The organism is Streptomyces xiaopingdaonensis (assembly GCF_000262345.1).
GTDB classification, from domain to species: domain Bacteria; phylum Actinomycetota; class Actinomycetes; order Streptomycetales; family Streptomycetaceae; genus Streptomyces; species Streptomyces xiaopingdaonensis.
In genome coordinates, this window is record NZ_AJTQ01000250.1 from 1 (window position 1) to 19,205 (window position 19,205).

At 73.3% G+C, this 19,205-nt stretch carries 13 protein-coding genes; 2 read left to right on the top strand and 11 right to left on the bottom strand.

Translation table 11 applies throughout. From position 1 onward, the window contains the following. The first annotated feature begins 79 nt into the window (after positions 1 to 79). Entirely contained in the window at positions 80 to 2,623 is a 2,544-nt protein-coding gene (locus tag UWG_RS0119710) for an ABC transporter permease (RefSeq protein WP_016908925.1), read from the top strand. A gap of 54 nt (positions 2,624 to 2,677) precedes the next feature. Here UWG_RS0119710 and UWG_RS0119715 read toward each other — a convergent pair whose 3' ends face one another. After that, positions 2,678 to 3,994 (bottom strand): SAM-dependent methyltransferase, encoded by a 1,317-nt coding sequence (locus UWG_RS0119715; protein WP_016908926.1) that lies wholly within the window; start codon positions 3,992 to 3,994, stop codon positions 2,678 to 2,680. Positions 3,995 to 4,279: 285 nt separating this feature from the next. Continuing rightward, the gene (locus UWG_RS0119720) at positions 4,280 to 5,689 is read right to left on the bottom strand and encodes an NAD(P)/FAD-dependent oxidoreductase (protein ID WP_016908927.1); all 1,410 of its coding nucleotides are present in this window, start codon (positions 5,687 to 5,689) and stop codon (positions 4,280 to 4,282) included. 514 nt (positions 5,690 to 6,203) lie between these two features. On the opposite strand from UWG_RS0119720, the gene UWG_RS0119725 reads away from it, so the two are divergent. Further along, positions 6,204 to 7,073, top strand: coding sequence for a class II glutamine amidotransferase (locus UWG_RS0119725; RefSeq protein ID WP_016908928.1), 870 nt, complete (start codon positions 6,204 to 6,206; stop codon positions 7,071 to 7,073). Positions 7,074 to 7,242: 169 nt separating this feature from the next. Here UWG_RS0119725 and UWG_RS32255 read toward each other — a convergent pair whose 3' ends face one another. The 9 genes from UWG_RS32255 to UWG_RS0119770 form a co-directional block, all read right to left on the bottom strand. Next, complete coding sequence (locus UWG_RS32255) at positions 7,243 to 8,829, bottom strand: DUF501 domain-containing protein (protein WP_016908929.1); 1,587 nt, start codon at positions 8,827 to 8,829, stop codon at positions 7,243 to 7,245. 73 nt (positions 8,830 to 8,902) lie between these two features. Further along, the gene (locus tag UWG_RS0119735) at positions 8,903 to 9,373 is read right to left on the bottom strand and encodes an FtsB family cell division protein (protein ID WP_016908930.1); all 471 of its coding nucleotides are present in this window, start codon (positions 9,371 to 9,373) and stop codon (positions 8,903 to 8,905) included. Between the two features lie 120 nt (positions 9,374 to 9,493). Further along, positions 9,494 to 10,774, bottom strand: coding sequence for a phosphopyruvate hydratase (gene eno, locus UWG_RS0119740; protein ID WP_016908931.1), 1,281 nt, complete (start codon positions 10,772 to 10,774; stop codon positions 9,494 to 9,496). A gap of 248 nt (positions 10,775 to 11,022) precedes the next feature. Continuing rightward, the gene (locus UWG_RS34005; protein ID WP_033196258.1) at positions 11,023 to 11,955 is read right to left on the bottom strand and encodes a transglycosylase family protein; all 933 of its coding nucleotides are present in this window, start codon (positions 11,953 to 11,955) and stop codon (positions 11,023 to 11,025) included. Positions 11,956 to 12,314: 359 nt separating this feature from the next. Beyond that, entirely contained in the window at positions 12,315 to 13,589 is a 1,275-nt protein-coding gene (locus UWG_RS31785) for a cytochrome P450 family protein (RefSeq protein ID WP_050988624.1), read from the bottom strand. A gap of 943 nt (positions 13,590 to 14,532) precedes the next feature. Beyond that, positions 14,533 to 15,255: a lysoplasmalogenase gene (locus UWG_RS0119755; RefSeq protein ID WP_016908934.1), complete on the bottom strand. Its 723-nt coding sequence runs from the start codon at positions 15,253 to 15,255 to the stop codon at positions 14,533 to 14,535. Positions 15,256 to 15,396: 141 nt separating this feature from the next. After that, on the bottom strand, positions 15,397 to 16,425 hold the full coding sequence (locus tag UWG_RS0119760; protein ID WP_016908935.1) for a nucleoside triphosphate pyrophosphohydrolase: 1,029 nt from the start codon (positions 16,423 to 16,425) through the stop codon (positions 15,397 to 15,399). A 116-nt stretch (positions 16,426 to 16,541) separates the two neighbouring features. After that, positions 16,542 to 17,210, bottom strand: a complete 669-nt coding sequence (locus UWG_RS0119765) for a SurA N-terminal domain-containing protein (RefSeq protein WP_016908936.1) — start codon at positions 17,208 to 17,210, stop codon at positions 16,542 to 16,544. A 160-nt stretch (positions 17,211 to 17,370) separates the two neighbouring features. Then, a complete protein-coding gene (locus UWG_RS0119770) occupies positions 17,371 to 19,203 on the bottom strand; it encodes an N-6 DNA methylase (protein ID WP_016908937.1) in 1,833 nt (610 codons plus the stop codon). Positions 19,204 to 19,205: the final 2 nt, after the last annotated feature.

Sequence of the window (19,205 nt, forward strand, 5' to 3'; positions counted from 1 at the left end):
AACGAGTCGGCGCCCCGCAGCGAGAGCTGAGCGCAGCGCCCCGCAGCGACCGCAACCGAACGGAACCCAGGACTCCCCCATGCTCCGCACCGCCCTGCGCAACGTCCTTGCGCACAAGGCCCGGCTGCTGATGACCGTGCTCGCCGTCCTCCTCGGCGTCGCGTTCGTCTCCGGCACGATGGTCTTCACCTCGACGATCTCGCAAGCCTTCGAGAAGAGTTCACAGAGTGCGCTCTCCGACGTCGACCTCTCGATCCGCGAGGACGCGTCGTCCGACCGGGACGAATTCGGCGGCGCACCGCCCTCGTTGGACCAGCGCGCCCTCGACCGCGTCGAGCGCCTCGACGGCGTCGCCTCCGCGACGGGCATCGCCTCCGGCTTCGCCGCCCTCGCCGACAAGAACCGCGACCTCGTCGGCGACGGCTGGGAGACACGCGGCGCCAACTACTACCCGAGCGGCGCCGACAAGACCGACCCCCGCTACCCGATGGCCGACGGACGCGCCCCGCAGCGCGGCGGCGAGGTGGCGCTCGACGAGAAGACGGCGGAGCGCACGGGCTACCGGGTCGGCGACACGGTGGTGATGTCGGTCGACGGTCCGGTCCGCAAGGAGCGCGTCACGGGCGTCTTCCGCACCGACGACGGCAACGTGGCGGCAGGCGGCTCGCTCGTCCTCTTCGACAACCGCACGGCGCAGCAGCTCTTCACCGAGCCCGGCGAGTACACCGAGGTCCGCGCGACAGCCGAATCGGGCGTCTCCCAGGCCGAGTTGAAGTCCCGTGCGGAACCGCTGCTCCCCGAGGGGTTCGAGGCGGTGACGGGCCGGCAGCTCGTCGACGACGAGGCCCGGATGATCGACGCGCAGATGTCGAGCATGAAGACGTCGATGCTGGCGTTCGCCGGGATCGCGCTCTTCGTCGGCGTCTTCATCATCGTCAACACCTTCACGATGCTCGTCGCACAGCGCACCAAGGAGTTGGCGCTGCTGCGAGCCGTGGGCGCGAGCCGGCGGCAGGTGACGCGTGCCGTGCGGTTCGAGGCGCTGGCCGTCGGGTTCGTCGCCGCCGTGCTCGGACTGGGTGCGGGCGTGGGGATCGCCGCCGTGCTGCGGTCGTTCGCCGGCTCGCTCGGCGGGATGCCGGAGGGCCCGCTGGTGGTGACCGGCGGCACGGTCGCGACCGCGCTCCTCGTCGGGATGCTGGTGACGGTCCTCGCGGCGTGGCTCCCGGCCCGGCGCGCGGCGCGCATCCCTCCGGTCGCCGCGATGGGCAGCCAGTACGTCCCCAGCTCCAAGCGCGGGCTCCTGGTGCGGAACACGCTCGGGGCGCTCCTCTCCGCCGCCGGCGGTGCGCTCGTCCTGTTCTCGCGGTCGCTCGACGACGGCAAGATGCCGCTCGCCGCCGGCGCGGTGCTGCTGGTGGTCGGCGTCTTCGTGCTGACGCCGCTGCTGTCCCGTCCGCTGATCGCGCTCTCCGCCCCGGTGCTGCGCCTGTTCCGGGTGAGCGGCAAGCTCGCCCGCCTCAACGCCGTCCGCACACCTCGCCGCACGGCGGCGACCGCGTCCGCGCTGATGATCGGGCTCACGCTGATCACCGGGCTCACGGTGGTGGCGGGCAGCGCCCAGCAGGCGATCGACAAGATGGCCACCGCCTCGCTCAAGGCCGACTACTCGGTCTCCATGGCCAACTTCAACCCCCTCTCCCCCGAGGTCGAACAGAAGCTCTCCTCGCTCGACGAGGTGACCGCCACCTCGCCGATGCGCAGCGCCCCGATCGAGGTCGGCGACGAGACGCGCTACGTCACCGGCGTCGACGGGCGCTCGATCGGCGAGCTCGTCGCGGTCGACTTCACCGCGGGGTCCTGGTCCGGGCTGGGCGACACGGGGAAGCCGGGCGTGGTCGTCGACGAGAAGACGGCCGAGAGGAACGGCTGGGACGTCGGCTCCACCTTCAGGGCGGGCTACGAGGACGGCGCGAAGCAGGAGTTGACCGTCGGCGGCGTCTACGAGGGCAACCAGGCCGTGAGCGGCGTCATACTCGACTACCGCGTCCTCACCCCGCACCTCGCGAAGCCCGTCGACATGCAGGTCATGGCGAAGACGGCGCACGGCGCAGACGACGAGACCAAGGCGGCGATCGAGCAGGCGCTCGGCGGCAACCCCGCGCTCCTCGTCGAGGACAGCGAGGACCTCTCCGAGTCGGTCTCGCAGGTGATCACCACGCTCCTCAACGTGCTCTACGGCCTCCTCGCCATGGCGGTGCTCGTCGCGGTGCTCGGCGTCGTCAACACACTGGCGATGTCCGTCTACGAGCGCGGGCAGGAGATCGGAATGCTCCGCGCGATCGGACTCGACCGGCGCGGCGTGAAGCGGATGGTCCGGCTCGAGTCGGTGGTGATCTCCCTCTTCGGCGGCGTGCTCGGCATACTGCTCGGCGTCTTCCTCGCCTGGGCCGTGGGCGGGGCGATCGCGGGCGAGGGCTTCGACGCCTACGAGATGGTGCTCCCCTGGGACACCCTCGGCCTCTTCCTGCTGCTCTCCGCGGTGGTGGGGGTGCTCGCCGCGGTGTGGCCGGCCCGTCGCGCCGCGCGGCTGAACATGCTGGAGGCGATCAAGAGCGAGTGACCCGCGGCGTGCACGGCCCGGTGGCTCCCGCGGAGGCCACCGGGCCGTGCCGCGTCAGGGCGTCGCGGAGGCGTCGGCCCGCCACTCCCGGCTGCGCAGCGGCATGCCGGACGCGCCGGACTCCGGCGTGCGGACGGCGAGGATCTGGTTGACGCCGATCCGGTTGCGCTCGAAGGAGAGCGCCGAGGCCGCCATGTAGAGCCGCCAGACGCGGGCCCTGCCCGGCGAGGTGAGGCGGACGCCGCGCGCGAAGTCGGCTTCGAGGTTGCGCACCCAGGCGCGGAGCGTCAGCGCGTAGTGCTCACGGATCGACTCCAGGTCCCGCACCTCGAACCCGGCGTCCTCCAGCAGCCCGACGGTCCGGCCCACCGGCGCCAGCTCGCCGTCGGGGAAGACGTACGCGTCGATGAACTCGTCGATCTCGTACGCGGATTCGTCCTCCAGCGGGCGGCGCGCGATCTGGTGGTTGAGGAGGCGGCCGCCGGGGACGAGGAGCGCGTGGAGATCGGCGGCGTACTCGCGGTAGCGTGCGGCGCCGACGTGCTCGGCCATGCCGACGGACGCGATCGCATCGAACGGCCCGTCCTTCACCTCGCGGTAGTCCTGGACCCGGATCTCGACCTGTTCGGCGAGCCCCTCCTCCGCGACCTTCTTGCGCGCGTACACCGCCTGCTCCTCGGAGAGCGTGACGGCGACGGCGGTGACGCCGTACTCGCGCGCCGCGTGCAGGACGAGCCCGCCCCACCCGCAGCCGACGTCGAGGAGCCGCTGGCCCGGACGGAGCGCGAGCTTGCGGCAGATGAGGTCGAGCTTGTCGTGCTGGGCCTTCTCCAGGGTGCCGCCGTCCTGCCAGTAGGCGCAGGAGTAGACCATGCTGGGGCCCAGGACCAGCTCGTAGAACTCGTTGCCCACGTCGTAGTGGTGGCTGATCGCCTTGCGGTCGCGGCTGAGCGTGTGGCGCAGCCCGGTGCGCCTGCGGGCTTCCTCCCGCGGCGGTGGAGGCGGCAGCCCGGGGCCGGCGAGCTTGGCGAACTCCGCGGCTGCGGAGCGGAGATCGGCGTTGCGGAGGAAGTCGAGGAGGCCGAAGGACGGCGCGCTCTCCTCCTTCTCCCAGATCATCCCGGCGAGCAGGTCGAGCGCTTCGTAGAGGTCGCCCTCGACGTCGATCTCGCCGGCCACCCAGGCGCGGGCGAGACCGAGTTCGCCGGGCCTGAAGACGAGGCGGCGGAGCGCCCGTCGATGCCGGATCACCACGACGGGGGCGCCGGGCGGACCGGCCTCGCTGCGATCCCACGCCCTGACGCGGACGGGGAGCTGGTTGCCGAGCAGTTCTTCGGCGAGTGCGACGAGCCGCGAGGCGGCGTCGGCCATGTGGACACACCTCCGTGGAATGAAGGGGTGGATTCCCCGTACATCCAACACGGTGCGGGGGATTTATATGCCCACTGTGCACGGAAGTTGTGCCGCGGGGAACATAGGCGCACCCCTCGTGCCCGCTCGCACCCGGCTGGTGCAGCCGCACGCCCGGCGGCCCGCCCGCAGCGGGAAAGCGGCGAGGGGCGCGGGCCCCACGGATGGCCCACGCCCCTCAACCGAGCGCGCTTGTGCGGTTGTTCCCGGCTGCTCGCCCCTGGAGGCGGACGGCGTGACGGGCGGTCAGGCGCTGGCCTTCTCCGCCTCGCCTCGCGGGGCGGCGACCGTCTGCGCGGCCTCGGCCGACTTGGCCTGAGCCGCGGCGGTGACCGGTGCGGCCGCCTCGTAGAACTCCTTCTGCGGGGTCTCGACGGCGCCGAGCGAGACGACCTCGCGCTTGAGGAACATTCCGAGCGTCCAGTCGGCGAAGACCCGCACCTTGCGGTTCATGGTCGGCATCGCCATGCCGTGGTAGGCGCGGTGGAAGTACCAGGCGAGGCGGCCCTTGAGCTTGATCTTGCGCTTGCCGAACGCGATCAGCGCAACGCCCTTGTGGAGCCCGAGGCCCGCGACGGCGCCCTTGTTGTGGTGCTTGTACTTCCCCTGCGGGAAGCCGCGCATCCCGGAGATGACGTTGTCGCCGAGGACCTTCGCCTGCCGCAGCGCGTGCTGCGCGTTGGGCGGGCAGAAGGCCCCCTCCTTGCCTGAAGCGAGGTCCGGGACCTGCGCGTTGTCGCCCGCGGCCCAGACGTGGTCGGTGCCCTTCACCTGGAGGTCGGTGCCGACGTCCACGTGCCCCTTGGGCCCGAGCGGCAGCCCGAACTCGGAGAGCACCGGGTTCGGCTTGACGCCCGCCGTCCACACGAGGGTGTCGGAGTCCACTTCGAGGCCGTTCTTGAGGACCACGTGGCCGCCGACGCAGGAGTCCATGGAGGTACCGAGGTAGACCTCGACGCCCCGCTTCTTGAGGTGCGTAAGGCCCCACTCGCCGAGCTTCGGGCCGACCTCGGGAAGGATGCCGGGGGCCGCGTCGACGAGGATGAACCGCATCTCCTCGCGCTTCACGTTGGGGTAGTACGAGGCGGCGTCGCGCGCCATGTCCTCGATCTCGCCTATGGTTTCGGCGCCGGCGAAGCCGCCGCCGATGAAGACGAAGGTGAGCGCCCGGCGGCGGGCCTCCTCGTCGGTGGTGGAGTCGGCCTTGTCGAGCTGCGCGAGCACGTGGTTGCGGAGACCGATCGCCTCCTCGACGCCCTTCATGCCGATGCCGTGCTCGGCGAGGCCGGGGACGGGGAAAGTGCGCGAGACGGCGCCCATGGCGACGACGAGGTAGTCGAAGGGCAGCTCGTACGCCTCACCGACGGAGGGCGCGATCTTCGCGACCTTGCGGTCCTGGTCGATCGAGGAGACCCGACCGGTGAGGACCTCCGCCTTCCCGAGCACGCGTCGCAGCGGGACCACGACGTGGCGGGGCGAGATGTTGCCGGCAGCGGTTTCGGGGAGGAAGGGCTGGTACGTCATATACGAGCGCGGGTCGACGACCGTGACGGTCGCCTCGCCGTACCGCATCTTCTTGAGGATGCGGCGCGCTGCGTACAGACCGACGTACCCGCCGCCTACGACGAGGATTCGGGGACGCTCCGTGGTGCTCATGGGTCCGAGTATCCACCCGACCCCCTGGGGGACCTCGTGAGGGTCTTCACAAGCACCCGCAGCACCTCTGTTACACTACGCGCCCCCGTGACCGACCACACAAACCCCTACGGGAACCAGACGGCCGGGCGGTGCGTTCACACCCGGCGTTGAGCTGCACTGATCGCGAACACATCAGCCTCGGGGAGTTGGCGTTCACGGTACGGAAACACCGTCGAAGCGTCGAGGCGGTCCGGGAGATCCGGACGAAGCGAGAGTCGGGACCGCTCCGGACTCTCGGTACCGCTCCGCACGGGCGGTCTTCCATGTGAAGAAGTTCACGAAGACTTTTCCACGGGACGGCGCGCCGTGTCCGCTCATCCCTATCAGCAGAGTGCTCGGCTGCTCAAGTGAGGTTCGCAGTGCGGTACTTGGAGCCCGAGCCGCACGGCGCGCACCTGCGTCCGTGCCGCGTGGAAGCCCGGCGGGGCGGGAGGATGACGTTCCCCCAGCAGCGCCCGCACCGGAGGCCCGGATGTGCCGTCTCTTCGCCCTCAGCAGCGCCCCTCACCGCCGCCGCGCCACGTTCTGGCTGCTCCAGGCACCCGACAGCCTGAGCACCCAGAGCCACCGCGACCCGGACGGCACCGGCCTCGGCTTCTACGACGCCGAGGACCGCCCGCACCTCCACAAGGCGCCCCTCGCGGCCTACGAGGACCGGCACTTCGCCGAGGAGGCCACCGACGTCACCTCCACGACGTTCCTCGCGCACGTCCGCTACGCCTCGACGGGGGAGCTGACCCGCAGCAACACCCACCCCTTCCTCAAGGACGGCCGCCTCTTCGCCCACAACGGCGTGATCGAGGGGCTCGACGAGCTCGACGCGCACCTCGGCGCCGACCGGAACCGGGTGCACGGGGACACCGACTCGGAGCGCTTCTTCGCGCTCGTCAGCCGCGAGACCCACGCCAGGGGCGGGGACGTCGCGGCGGGAATCACCGCGGCCGCGAGCTGGGTGGCGGCCCGACTCCCCGTCTACTCGCTCAACTTCGTCCTCACCACGCCGCGTGAGCTGTGGGCGCTCCGCTACCCCGACACCCACGGCCTCTACGTCCTCCCCCGCACCGTCGACGAGACCCACCGCGGCCGCGAACTCGAACACCGCGGCACCGCGGGGCGCATGAGGGTCAACTCGAGCGCGCTCGCGGCGGCGCCCTCCGTCGTCGTGGCGAGCGAGCGCATGGACGACGACCCGCGCTGGCGCCTCCTGGAACCCGGCGAACTCCTCCATGTCGGCCCCGAATTGACCACCCGCAGCACCCGCATCCTCCGCCGGGGCCCCGCGCACCGGCTCACCACGGCCGACCTCGGGGCCGAGGCGGCGGCCTCGCAGGCGGCGGGGTGAGGGGCCCGCGCACACCTCGCGGAGCGGATCAATCAAGCCGAGGAAGGCACACCGACGGTGAACTCGCCATTCTCGTCGTCAAGTTAGGCAATCGGCGCGAGGCCTGTCGCATTTGTAGAGGCATCGGCCGGGGATGCTTCGCCACCCCCGGCGGTGAAGCGCCCGCCTCCTACCGCGCCCCTGCCGCGGCGAAAGTCAAGCCGTCGAGGATGTCGTGCTCGCTGACGACGATCTCCTCGGCGCCGGTGCGTTCCATGATCGTCTGAAGGACGAGGGCGCCGGCGTTGATGACGTCGGTGCGGCCCGGGTGCATGACGGGGAGGGCGGCGCGCTCGTCGTGGGTGGCGGCGAGGAGGCGGCCGGTGAGCTCCTGGACCTGCGCGTACGTCATGCGGGAGTGGTGGATGGCGGACGGGTCGTAGCTGTCGAGGTCGAGGGCGAGGCCGGCGAGGGTGGTGACCGTGCCGGCGAGTCCGACGAGGGTGCGGGCGTCGGAGAGGGGGACCGTCTCCTCGACGAGGTCGATCGCGGACTCGACGTCGGCGCGGATCGCCTGGATCTGGGCGAGGGACGGCGTCTCCGTGACCTCGCCGTCCCGGGTGAGGTGCCGCTCGGTGAGACGGACGCAGCCGATGTCGACGCTGCGGGACGCGGTCACCGAGTCGGTGCCGACGACGAACTCCGTGGAGCCGCCGCCGATGTCGACGACGAGGTACGGCTTCGCCGCGTCGGGGACGTCGGCACCGGGCGCCGCGAGTTCCCGGGTGGCGCCGGTGAAGGAGAACTCCGCCTCCTGTTCGCCCGTGATCACCTCGGGCTCGACGCCGAGGATCTCCAGGACGCCGCTGACGAACTCGTCCCGGTTCTCGGCGTCCCGCGAGGCCGACGTCGCGGCGAAGGTGAGGTGCTCCCTCGCCACGCCCAACTCCTCGATCGCCGCGGCGTACCGGCGGCAGGCGGCGAAGGTGCGCTCCAGCGCCTCGGGGGCCAGACGTCCTGTGCGGTCGACGCCCTGGCCGAGGCGGACGATCTCCATCCTCCGGTCGAGGTCGGTGAGTTCGCCCGTCGCCGGATCGATGTCGGCGACGAGAAGGCGGATGGAGTTGGTGCCGCAGTCGATCGCGGCGGCGCGGATCGGCCCGCCGCCCGCCGCTGCCGCGGGCTCCGCTGCCGCCTGCGCCGTTTCGGACCCGGGGCCACCGGTCGGCGTGCTGTCCCGACCGTGTGGGGGCTCGTCGGGTGGTGCGCACGTCACGCAGGGGCCCTTGCGCCACCACTCCGGGAGCATCGCGAGCGCCTCGTCGCCCAGGGGGTTGACACCAGGGCCCGCGACGAGGGAATGGGCGACGAGGACGTGGAGGCACTTGACGCGTTCCGGCATGCCGCCGGCGCTGGGGAAGCCCTTCAGCTCCTCGATGGCGTCGCGCCTGGCGAGGTAGTCCTCGTGCGCCGCCCGGTAGGCGGCGGCGAGTCGGGGGTCCTCGGCGAGGCGCGCCGTCATCTCGCGCATCACGCCGTTCGCCTCCAGCGTGCCGATGGCGGACGCGGCGCGGGGGCAGGTGAGGTAGTAGGTGGTGGGAAACGGAGTGCCGTCCTCCAGGCGCGGCGCCGTCTCGACGACGTCCGGCAGGCCGCAGGGGCAGCGGTGCGCGATGGTGCGCAGACCCCGCGGTGGACGGCCCAACTGCTCCTTGAAGGCGCAGACGTCCGCCTCGGTCGGTGCGGTGTGCTCGGTGGTGGGCGGAGGCGTTTCCATGCGTGGTCTCTTCTCGGCGCGGGCGCGGACCTGGCAGAGCCTACGGGCAGCGATCGGAGGGCCGACGGGGGCGTCAGCCGTCCGAGTCGGAGAGGTCGATGCTGCGCCAGAGGTTCTGGTACCAGGGGCGGTCGGCGGGGCCCTCGTCACCGTCGCGGGTGTCGTCGGCGGAGCCGTCGGGGCGGACGTAGCCCGTCTCGCCCGGGCGTACGTAGTGGAGGTGGAGTCTGGCCTGCTGCTCGACGTAGGCAGGGTCGTGCCAGCGGGCGCGCTCCTCGCGGAGGCGCTTGACCTCCTCGCGGGCTTCCTGCGCCTGCTGCCGCTGGTCGGCGATCTGCGAACGCTGCGTGACGTACTGCCGCGTGGGATAGGCCAGGACGACGACGAGCGAGCAGAGGACGAGCGCCAGCACCGCCGCCCTGCCGGTGAGCCTGCTGCCCGGCGGTGTGCGCATGCGGCGGCTCTGGGCACGGTAGACGCGCTCGGCCGCCTGGCTGCCGAGCGCCCTCAGCCTGGTCGCGGTGGAGAACCGATCGGCTGGCACGTTCCTCCCCTGTCGCCCGTCCCTCGACTGCGGGTGTCAGGTCGCGCAGTCGTACGTCCCCGTCACCGTACGGGAACGGCGGCGGGGACGTACGGAACCGAGCGTCGGTCGGTCCTGCGGTCAGCGCTTGTAGCGGGGGAACGCCGAGCGGCCGGCGTAGACCGCGGCGTCGTCGAGGATCTCCTCGATCCGCAGCAACTGGTTGTACTTGGCGACGCGCTCGGAGCGGGCGGGCGCACCGGACTTGATCTGGCCGCAGTTGGTGGCGACCGCGAGGTCGGCGATGGTGACGTCCTCGGTCTCACCGGAGCGGTGGGACATCATGCACTTGAAGCCGTTGCGCTGGGCGAGTTCGACGGCGTCGAGGGTCTCGGTGAGCGAGCCGATCTGGTTCACCTTCACCAGCAGCGAGTTGGCGGTGTTCTCCTCGATGCCGCGGGCGAGGCGCTCGGGGTTGGTGACGAAGAGGTCGTCGCCGACGAGCTGGACCTTGTCGCCGAGCTTCTCGGTGATGACGGCCCAGCCGGCCCAGTCGTCCTCGAAGAGCGGGTCCTCGATGGAGACGAGCGGGTAGTCGGCGACGAGCCGCTCGTAGTACTCGGTCATCTCGGCGGCCGAGCGCTTCTCGCCCTCGAAGTCGTAGACGCCGTCGCTGTAGAACTCCGAGGCGGCGACGTCGAGCGCGAGCGCGACGTCCTGGCCCGCGTCGTAACCCGCCTTCTGGATCGCCTCGATGATCAGGTCGAGTGCCTCGCGGTTGGACCCGAGGTCGGGCGCGAAGCCGCCCTCGTCGCCGAGTCCTGTGGAGAGGCCGCGCTCCTTCAGGACGCTCTTCAGCGCCTGGTAGACCTCGGCGCCCCAGCGCAGCGCCTCCGAGAAGGACTCGGCGCCGATCGGCGCGATCATGAACTCCTGGATGTCCACGTTGGAGTCGGCGTGCGAGCCGCCGTTGAGGATGTTCATCATCGGGACGGGAAGCTGGTGCGCGTTGGGGCCGCCGAGGTAGCGGAAGAGCGGGAGGTCCGACGCCTCGGAGGCGGCGTGCGCGACGGCGAGCGAGACGCCGAGGATCGCGTTGGCGCCGAGCGAGGACTTGTCGGCCGTGGCGTCCAGGTCGAACATCGCCTGGTCGATGAGGCGCTGCTCGGTGGCGTCGTAGCCGACGAGCTCGGGGCCGATCTGCTCGATCACCGCGAGGACGGCCTTCTCGACGCCCTTGCCCGCGTAGCGGTTGGGGTTGTCGTCACGCAGCTCAAGGGCCTCGAAGGCGCCGGTCGAGGCGCCGGACGGCACGGCAGCACGGCCGGTGCTGCCGTCGTCGAGGCCGACCTCGACCTCGACCGTGGGGTTGCCTCGCGAGTCGAGGATCTCGCGGGCTACGACGACGTCGATGGACGGCACGTGAGTCTCCTTCATGTGTGTCTGGCTTTTGCCCCCCTGAGCCTAACCGTCCCAGGAGGGCCGACTCCGCGGGCCGTCCGTGTCGCGCTCCTCGCCGGGCGCTCGCGCGCTCGGGTCGCCGCGCGCGGGCGCGCTCCGGCGAGCGTGGGCGCCGTCGGAGCCTGCGCCGTCGTGCCGGCGTACGCGCGGAGCGGCGCGCTGCCGGGTTGCGCGGCGGCGCCGGTCGTCCCGGCCGGCGCCCGCGGTGGTCAGAAGCGGAGGTGCTGGCCGGGGCGGATCAGGTCGGGGTCGGAGCCGACGACTTGGCGGTTGCGCTCGTACAGCTCCGGCCAACCGCCTTCGAGTCGGTGGCGCTCGGCGATGGCGGAGAGGGAGTCGCCTGGGCGCACCTCGTGGCCCCTGCCGCCGGGCCCCGCGTCGCGCGAGGGGTGGCCGGGGCCGTCCGCGCGTTCGCCGCGATCGGCGTGGCCGGTGTCACGGGCGGAGCGGTCGTCGGGGGCGGTGGCGTCCGAGGATTCGTCCGGGTTGACTGGACTGCCCGGTGTGCCTGGGCTGTGGGAACCCGCGCCGTTTTCGGGGGACTTGCGGTGTTTGCCGGAACCCTCGCCGGGTGCGGCGGGTGTCTCGGACGGCTCCGGGGTGCCCCGGTGCGAGCCGCGGTCGGACGAGCGGTCGCGGTCGGAACCGTCGGGCTCGTCGTCGGGTGCGGGGCTCGTGGTGTCGCCGGGGGACGGTTGCGTGCGGCCGTCGGTCGAGTCGTCCTGCCCTGTCTCGTCGCCGGGGGTGACTTCGGGGTCCCGGGTCTGCTCGTCCGTGAGGCCCGAGCGCTCGGCGCAGGAGGACCAGGCGCCTGGGCCGCGGTCGTCGAGTACGCGCTCGGCGACGGAGATCTGCTGGCTGCGGCTGGCGAGGTCGGGGCGCGGCGCGTACGCGGTGCCGCCGTACCCCTGCCAGGTTTCCAGGCTGAGTTGGAGGCCGCCGTAGTAGCCGTTCTGCTCGTTGGCGCTCCACAGGCCGCCGCTCTCGCACTCGGCGACGCGGTCCCAGATGCCGGCGTCGGCCGCCTGCGAGCTGGTGGCGCCGAGGAGCGGCATGGCGATGCCCGCTCCCGTCACTCCTGCGGTGACGAGCAGAGCAGGGGCCTGGCGGGGTCGTCGGTGACGGCCGTTCCCAGCGCGCATGGAGAACCTCTCGTAAGGACTCGGGGACGGCGCCGAACGTAGCCGCCAATCCTCGGCATCACAAGCCAATGTCGCCTGCATCACGCGATGGTCACGCTCCATGACGGGAGGTCAGACGCCGCGTGACGGCGGAAGGGGAGGCGCGGACGGGTTGCCGCGTCCCGGCCCGTCGCGCGGTGCGCGGTTGGCGGGTGGGGCCGTCGGCTCGGCGCCGTGTCGATGGTCGCACAGGTTGGCCTGCGGTTCTCGCGGAAGGGTCGGCGGCCGGGTCTCGTGGTCCGCCATGCCGCTCGAACGTGCCTGTGCCTGCGGTGGGTTGGGCGTCGGTGCCGTCCGTCCTGCGTCGAGGTGTGCCTGCGTCAGTCCGCGTCCGCTCGGTAGGTGACCGGAAGAGTGCGCAGGCCGCGCATGATCAGGCCGCCGCGCCAACGGAGTTCGTCCGGGGGCGTCGCCAACTCCAGGGCGGGGAGGCGGCGGAAGAGCGTGGCGAGGGCGGTGCGGCCCTCCAGGCGGGCGAGCGGGGCGCCGAGGCAGTAGTGGATGCCGTGGCCGTAGCCGAGGTGTTGGTTGTCGGTGCGCGTCAGGTCGAGTGCGTCGGGGGACTCGAAGCGCTCGGGGTCGCGGTCGGCGGCGGCGAGGACGACGAGGACGGGGTCGCCCTCCGCTATCCGTGCGCCTCCGAGGACGAGCGGCTCCGTGGCGAAGCGCCAAGTGGCCATCTCCACCGGGCCGTCGAAGCGGAGCAGCTCCTCCACGGCGCGGGCGAGCAGCGTCTCGTCCCGAGGGCCGCCGCGCTCGACCGCCTCCTGGAGGAGCGCGCGCTGCTCGGGGTGGCGCAGGAGGGCGAGGGTGCCGTTGCCGATCAGGTTGACCGTCGTCTCGAAGCCGGCGAAGAGCAGGATGAACGCCATCGCCGCCGCCTCGTTCTCCGTGAGGTGCTCGCCGTGGTCCGACGCACGGATGAGGCCGGAGATCAGGTCCTCGTCCGCGGCCGGCCGCGGGGGCAGCAACTCCCGTTTGCGGTGGATGAGTTCGGCGAGGTAGCGGCGCATCTTCTTCACCGCGCGGCCGACGCCGCCGCGGGGCGCGTTGCCGTGGCGCAGCATCATCCCCGCCCAGTCGCGGAAGTCGTCCTGATCCTGGGAGGGGACGCCGAGCAGGTCGCAGATCGCGTAGATCGGGAGGGGGAACGCGAACTCGTGGATGAGGTCGGCCTCTCCGACGGGTGCGCCCGGCTCGCGACGGGCCAGGATCGCGTCGATCAACTCGTCGGCGAGCGCCTGCACCCGGGGAGCGAAAGCAGCGACGCGGCGCGGCGTGAACGCCTGGGAGACGAGGCGGCGGAGGCGCGTGTGGTCCGGCGGGTCGATGTTGAGCAGGTGCGTCATGAGGTTCGCGCCGCGCTCACCGGGGATGCCCACCTTCCCCTTGCCGTGCGCCGACTCGCTGTGCCTGCCCGGGTTCTTGCTGAGCCGCTGTTCCGCTAGGGCGGTGCGGGCGTCCGCGTGGCGGGTGACGAGCCATGCCTCGACGCCGCTCGGCAGCGTCGTCCGATGCACCGGGGCGTGCTCGCGGAGCCAGGCGTAGGCGGGGTACGGGTCGGAGGCGAAGCGCCAGTCGAAGAGAGGGGGCATGGGCGGGGGCGCGGGAGGCCCGTCAGGGGGTGCGTTGCCGGGGGCTGTCGGGGCGGTGCGGGGGCTTGGGGCGGACGTCCGGTCGTCGGCGTGCGGGCAACGGGCGGTGGCGGACGGGACGTTGGGAGCCTCGGCGGTGGCGGACGGGACGTTGGGAGCCTCGGCGGTGGGGGCGCCGGCTGCGGGAGCTGCTTCGGTGCACGCGTCTGCGAGGGGGCGGTCGGAGGCGGGCGGGGGTGTGCTGCGCGTTGCGCGCGCCTGTGCAGGGTCGGAGGCGGAGGGAAGTTGCTCGTCGACGTGCGGAGAGCCGTCGTTGCACGGCGAAGCGTTGCGGGCCTCGCCCGCCGGTACGGTACGCGCGCCGCGCACGGCGCTGCCCGTCGGTACGGGGCGGGGGACGGATGCGCCGTCGGACTCGTCGGCCGAGGCACGCTCCGTGGCGACGTCGCAGTCGTCGGATGCGCCCGGCCGACCACCGCTGAGCTGCGCGGCGTTGCAAGTCCCACCCACCGGCGCGATACGAGTGCCGCTCCCAGCACTGCCCGCCGACACGGCACCGGAGACGGACCCGCCGTCGGGCTCCTCACTCTGTGCGCGACCGCCACCGGACGACGGCGCGTCGCAGGCCGCGCCCGTCCCCGCCTCCCGAGCGTCCGACGTGCGGGCTCCGCCCGACCGGTCCTCGTCCACCGGGGCCAAGGCGCTGAGCCCCGGGTCGGTGCGCGTCCCGCTCGCCTGCGCGGTGGTCGCCCCGGACGCCGTCGCGCCGTCGGCCGACGCCTCGGCCTGGGCTTCGCCGCCCGCGGGCCGCGTCCCCGCCGGGCCGGTCCCCTCGGACAGCGGTGCGCGGGCGGAGCTGTGCCGGGCGCGGGACGGCCGGGTCGGTGCCGGGCGGCCGTCGGGGAGAGCGGGGTTTGCGGTGGGGGGAGTCTCGTCGTGCACCTTACGACGGTACGGGTTCGTTCCAGGACGTTGCGATGAGGTACTGGCCGAGGAGGTAGCCGGCCATGACGAGGACGTCCTGGCCCGGGAAGCGGCGGCCCGCGGCCTGGAGGGCGATGAGGAGGTCGGAGCCGACGAAGGCGGTCGCGCCGACCGCGGTCCGGCCGCCGACGCCGAGGCCGGTCGCGCCCATCGCGGCGAGCGCGAGGCTGTAGACGGCGACGGGGGCGCGGAGTTCGGGGGCGAGGTCCTTGCGGAGTGCTCCGTTGGCCGCGGCCCACCCGGCGGCGCAGGCGAGGGCGAGGGCGGGGCGAGCGCGCAGGCCGCGTGCCCCTCCGGCCTTCGCCATGCCTGCCGTGTAGCTGAGTTGGGTACCGAGGAAGGCCGCCATGCCTGCGAGGAAGGCGGGGCGGCGGTCGTCGTGGAGCAGCGCGGTGTCCCCCGCGGTGGCACAGGCGAGGCCGGCGAGGAGCGCGGCGGGGTACGGCTCCTCGCGGTGACGGCGCCGGCGCAGCGCATGCACCGCGAGCGCCGGCATCAGCAGCGGCTTCGCCGCACGCTGCGGGCCGCGGTGGTAGCGCGCCGTGGCGAAGAGGTCCGAGGCCGAGAGGAGGCCGTAGGCGACGAGGGCGTCACTGCCGCGGCCGTCGGGGCGGGCGAGCAGCTCCGCGCACGACCTCGCTCGGGCGCGGAGCCCGCGCGGGGCTGCGAGGAGGTTCACCATGGCCGGCAGTCTGGGCCGCTCGCCGGTGTCCGGTCAACGGTGCGTGTACGACGCATACCGGTACGCGCTCGTAGGTCGGCACGCAGGCCCTCGGGACCCGCAACGCGCCGCCACCGCCGCGGAGTTGCCGGGTGACGCGGCTCACACGGCCTCCACGCCCTCGGCGGCGAGGACGGCGTCCCGATAGGTGCGGGCGGCGGCGCGGAGGGCGGTCTCGGGCTCGACGCCCGACGCCTCGGCGCGCACGGCGAGGGCCAGCAGCTCATAGCCGATCCCCTCGCCCACGACCTCGGGGACGACGACACCGGCGGCCCGCGCACGCCCCGCGAGCTTCCCGACGAGGGCGAGCGCCGGCTGCCCCATCGGCACGCCTTCCGTCACCGATCTCCGCTGCTTCTCCTCGGCCTTCGCCTCCAGCCACTGCGCCTTGACCTCCTCCGCGTCGGTGACGACCGCCTCGGAGAAGACGTGCGGGTGGCGGTGGACGAGCTTCTCGACCAGGGCTCCGGCGACGTCGTCCACCGCGAAGGGCTGCTCCGGGTGGTCCTCGGCGATGCGGGCGTGGAAGACGACCTGGAGGAGGACGTCCCCCAACTCCTCGAGCACGGCGGGGCGGTCGTCCTCCTCGATCGCCTCGACGAGCTCGTATATCTCCTCGACGCCGTACTTGAGGAGGTCCTCGTGGGTGCGGCGGCCCGTCCACGGGCACTCGCGGCGGATGCGGTCCATGACCTGGACGAGGTCGAGGAGGCGGGCGCCCGGGAGGTCGTACGCACCGGGGAGCAGCTCCAGCTCCGGCATCTCCTCGCGGCCGGAGCCGGCGAGCGCCGCGAGCCCCTGTGTCAGCTCGGGCTCCCCCTCGGCCGCCGCCAGCACCACCGCGCTCCGCCCGCCGGCGCACGCCTCCATCAGCGCGCGCGGCGCCACGGTGCTCCCCGCCTCCACGGTGACGCCTGCCTCGCGGACGTACGGAAGCTGGGGGTGGTGCGGATCGGGGCTGAGGACGAGATCGGCTGTGCGCAGTGCCTGCCACGCCGGCCAGGAGAGGAGCCCGGGGGCGACTCGGTGGCTGGTGGTGAGGAGGACGATGCGGCCGCTCGACGGCACCTCGGTGGCTGCTGACGCGCGGGGCGGGTGCGGCGTCCGCGCGTCCTCTCGGTTCGCGTTCACAGTACGAACCTACTGCGTCGCCAGTGACGCACGCTTCTTCCGGATTGCCCAACCGAGCGCGGCCGGCACCCGGGGGCGGGACCCGCGGACAGCGCCGCGAGCCCCGTTCGCCCCGGTCACATCGGGCGCTGCTGCTCCCGGTCGGCCTCGCGCCCCGAGAGGTCGCGGAGCCACGGCGAACGCGCCTCGCCCAGCGCCGTCTTGCGCTGGTCCCACTCGCCGTACCTGGGGTTGACGTCGATCGACAGCGCCTTCGACACCCCCTGAAGCTTGCGCGTCAGCTCCGCGTTCCCCTGCGGCGTACGCGGGTCGATCCCCTCGCGCTGCGCGATCCGGTCGATCCGGAGCTGCATCCTGAGCTGCGAGTCGATCTCGCCGGGGGCGATCGCCTGCTGCTGGAGCAGCGCCTGCTCGAGGCGCTTCGCGCCGCCCGCCTGACGCTCGAAGGCCCGGCGCTCCTCCTGGAGTTGGCGCCTGCTGACGTGGATGCCGGCCTCCTCGGCCGCGTGCGCGACGATCCGCTCGCGGATCATCCCGTCGAGGGTCGCCTTGGTCAGGCGTCCCGTCTGCTTGATCATCTGCTCGCCCTGCGGGGCCGCGCGCTGCGCCTTCCGCACCTCGCCCACCTTGGACTGGAGCTGCGATTCACTGATCCGGCTGCCGTCGACGACGGCCGCGGCGCCCGGGTGCGTGTCCTGGCCGCAGGCGCTGAGCAGGGGCACGGCGGTGACGAGTGCGGCTGCGGAGCACAGGGACAGCACGGACCTGCGGCGACGGCGTTCCATGGGGCCTCCAGAGGGCGGCGGGGGCCGTGTCGGCGTGCACGGCCTGGCGATGATCGATGGTAGGTAGTCGCTGTGGTCCTGACCACTGATTCGACACCAAACCGCCCAACGAGCAAGCCGGTTCGCGGTACCGAGCACCGGGCGCGGCCCGGCACCGGCCCTACTCCCGGCCCTCCGCAGGAGGTTCCGCTTGCGGCTCGCGCCGCGGCTGGAGGCTGCCGTCGACGAGGCCGTCGCACACCCCCTGCGCGTACCGCAGGCCGAGCGCCCCCGCACGGTGCAGCGCCCTCCTGAACTCGGCGAGCCGCCGCAGCTCGTGCCCGAGACGCTGCTGCTCGGCGAGGGACATCCGGGGTACGCGGAGCCGCCGGACGTCGAGCCTCGTGCGGGCGCCATGGCCGGACGCGAGCCGCGTGTTGGCCGAGGAGCCGAGGCAACCGGCGACGAACCAGGCGTCGAGCACCTGCGGGTCGACGCGCAGAACGGCCCACGCGCCAGGTTCCGTTGCGTCTTCCGCTTCGGCGCGCGCGCCGTCCACGACGTACGCAGGGGCGCCCCCGTCCGACGGGTGCAGCGGCACCGCGACGTCCCCGGCCTCCGGCTCCGCGTCGGCGGACAGCATCGCCAGCGCGCCCGTCCGCAGCAGCTCGCCGACGGTCGCCGCGGGCGGCGGGGAGCCCGCGTCCCGCGCTCCCGGCGCCGGCGCCAGGCGGAGCGCGTTCCGCGCGGCGGCGTCGAACTCCCCGCGGACGGCCGCGAGGGAGGCGGAGTCGCCGCCGGGGCCGCGCGCGAGGTGGCGGGCAGGGACGAGGTCGACGTCGTCGTCGAGGAGTTGGAGGACCGGGAGGACGCGCCACACCTCGGGCTGCTCGGCCGCCGTACCGCGGCTGTTGAAGGCGCGCCAGGCCGCGAGCGTTTGCTCCGTGACGCCGCTCCACTCCTCCTGCGACGCGGCGTCGACGAGGAGGAGGCGCGGGTCGGCCGGCGGCTCGGCCGCGGGACGGCGCAGCACCCAGAGGTGGAGCGGAAGGTGGTGGGGCGGCGCGCTCCCCGCCGGCAGCGCGACGACGGCGCGGAGCGCGCCCCGGCGCAGAAGCGCGGCGCGGATACGGCGGCCCGTGCGCCGGGAGGCCGCGGCCGGCGGCATCAGCAGCACGGCGGTGCCGCCGGGACGCAGCCGGGCCAACGCGTGCTGCACCCAGGCGAGTTCGGAGTCGGTGCGCGCGGGGACGCCGTACTCCCAGCGCGGGTCGTGCACGAGGTCGCGGTGGCCCCAGTGGCGCTGGTTGAAGGGCGGATGGCAGAGGACGGCCTCGACGGGCCGCTCCGTCCCGGGGTCGGTGCGCAGTGCGTCCGCGCTGCGTATGGCGGCGCCTTCGGGACGGCGGAGCGCCAGGCGCAGGTCGGCCAGGCGCGCGAGGACGGCGTCGGAGTCCGTGCCGTGGAGGGCGGGGACGCGGCCGTCCGCGGCTGCGGCCGCGAGGAGGCCGCCGGCGCCGCAGGCGGGGTCGAGGACGCTCCGGGGTTCGCCCGCCAGCGCCGCCATCAGCGCGGCGACGGGCTCCGGAGTGCGGGTGTGCTCGCGGGTGTTGGCGTCGAGGTGGCGGCCGGCGAGCAACTCGAAGGCGGCGGCGGGCCCTTCGGCGCCGAGCTCGCCGAGGCCGGGGCATCCGGCGGCCTCGGAGACGGCCGCGGGCCCGTAGTCCGCGTGGTCCCTGAGCGCCTCGCCCGCGGCGAGGAGCGCCTCCGCGACGCCTCGCGGGTCGGCCTCCAGACGGTGCCAGACGCGTTCGACGAGCGGGAGCTCGACCAGTTTCCCCTGCTCCCTGAGCCACTTCTCCACCTCGGCGAGGGAGAACGAGGGGCTCGCCCCGCTCCCGCCGACCGGCCGCGGGAAGTGCGGGTGGCGCCGCCGCCAGTTGCTCACAGCGGCGCGGCCGACACCGGCGAGCCGGGCGATCCCGGCCGCCGTCACCAGCGGGTCGCGCGCCACCT

Coding starts and splice junctions, on each gene's coding strand:
- UWG_RS0119710 (WP_016908925.1), top strand. CDS start 80: ATGCTCCGCACCGCCCTGCGCAACGTCCTTGCGCACAAGGCCCGGCTG.
- UWG_RS0119715 (WP_016908926.1), bottom strand. CDS start 3,994: ATGGCCGACGCCGCCTCGCGGCTCGTCGCACTCGCCGAAGAACTGCTC.
- UWG_RS0119720 (WP_016908927.1), bottom strand. CDS start 5,689: ATGAGCACCACGGAGCGTCCCCGAATCCTCGTCGTAGGCGGCGGGTAC.
- UWG_RS0119725 (WP_016908928.1), top strand. CDS start 6,204: ATGTGCCGTCTCTTCGCCCTCAGCAGCGCCCCTCACCGCCGCCGCGCC.
- UWG_RS32255 (WP_016908929.1), bottom strand. CDS start 8,829: ATGGAAACGCCTCCGCCCACCACCGAGCACACCGCACCGACCGAGGCG.
- UWG_RS34005 (WP_033196258.1), bottom strand. CDS start 11,955: ATGCGCGCTGGGAACGGCCGTCACCGACGACCCCGCCAGGCCCCTGCT.
- UWG_RS31785 (WP_050988624.1), bottom strand. CDS start 13,589: ATGCCCCCTCTCTTCGACTGGCGCTTCGCCTCCGACCCGTACCCCGCC.
- UWG_RS0119755 (WP_016908934.1), bottom strand. CDS start 15,255: ATGGTGAACCTCCTCGCAGCCCCGCGCGGGCTCCGCGCCCGAGCGAGG.
- UWG_RS0119765 (WP_016908936.1), bottom strand. CDS start 17,210: ATGGAACGCCGTCGCCGCAGGTCCGTGCTGTCCCTGTGCTCCGCAGCC.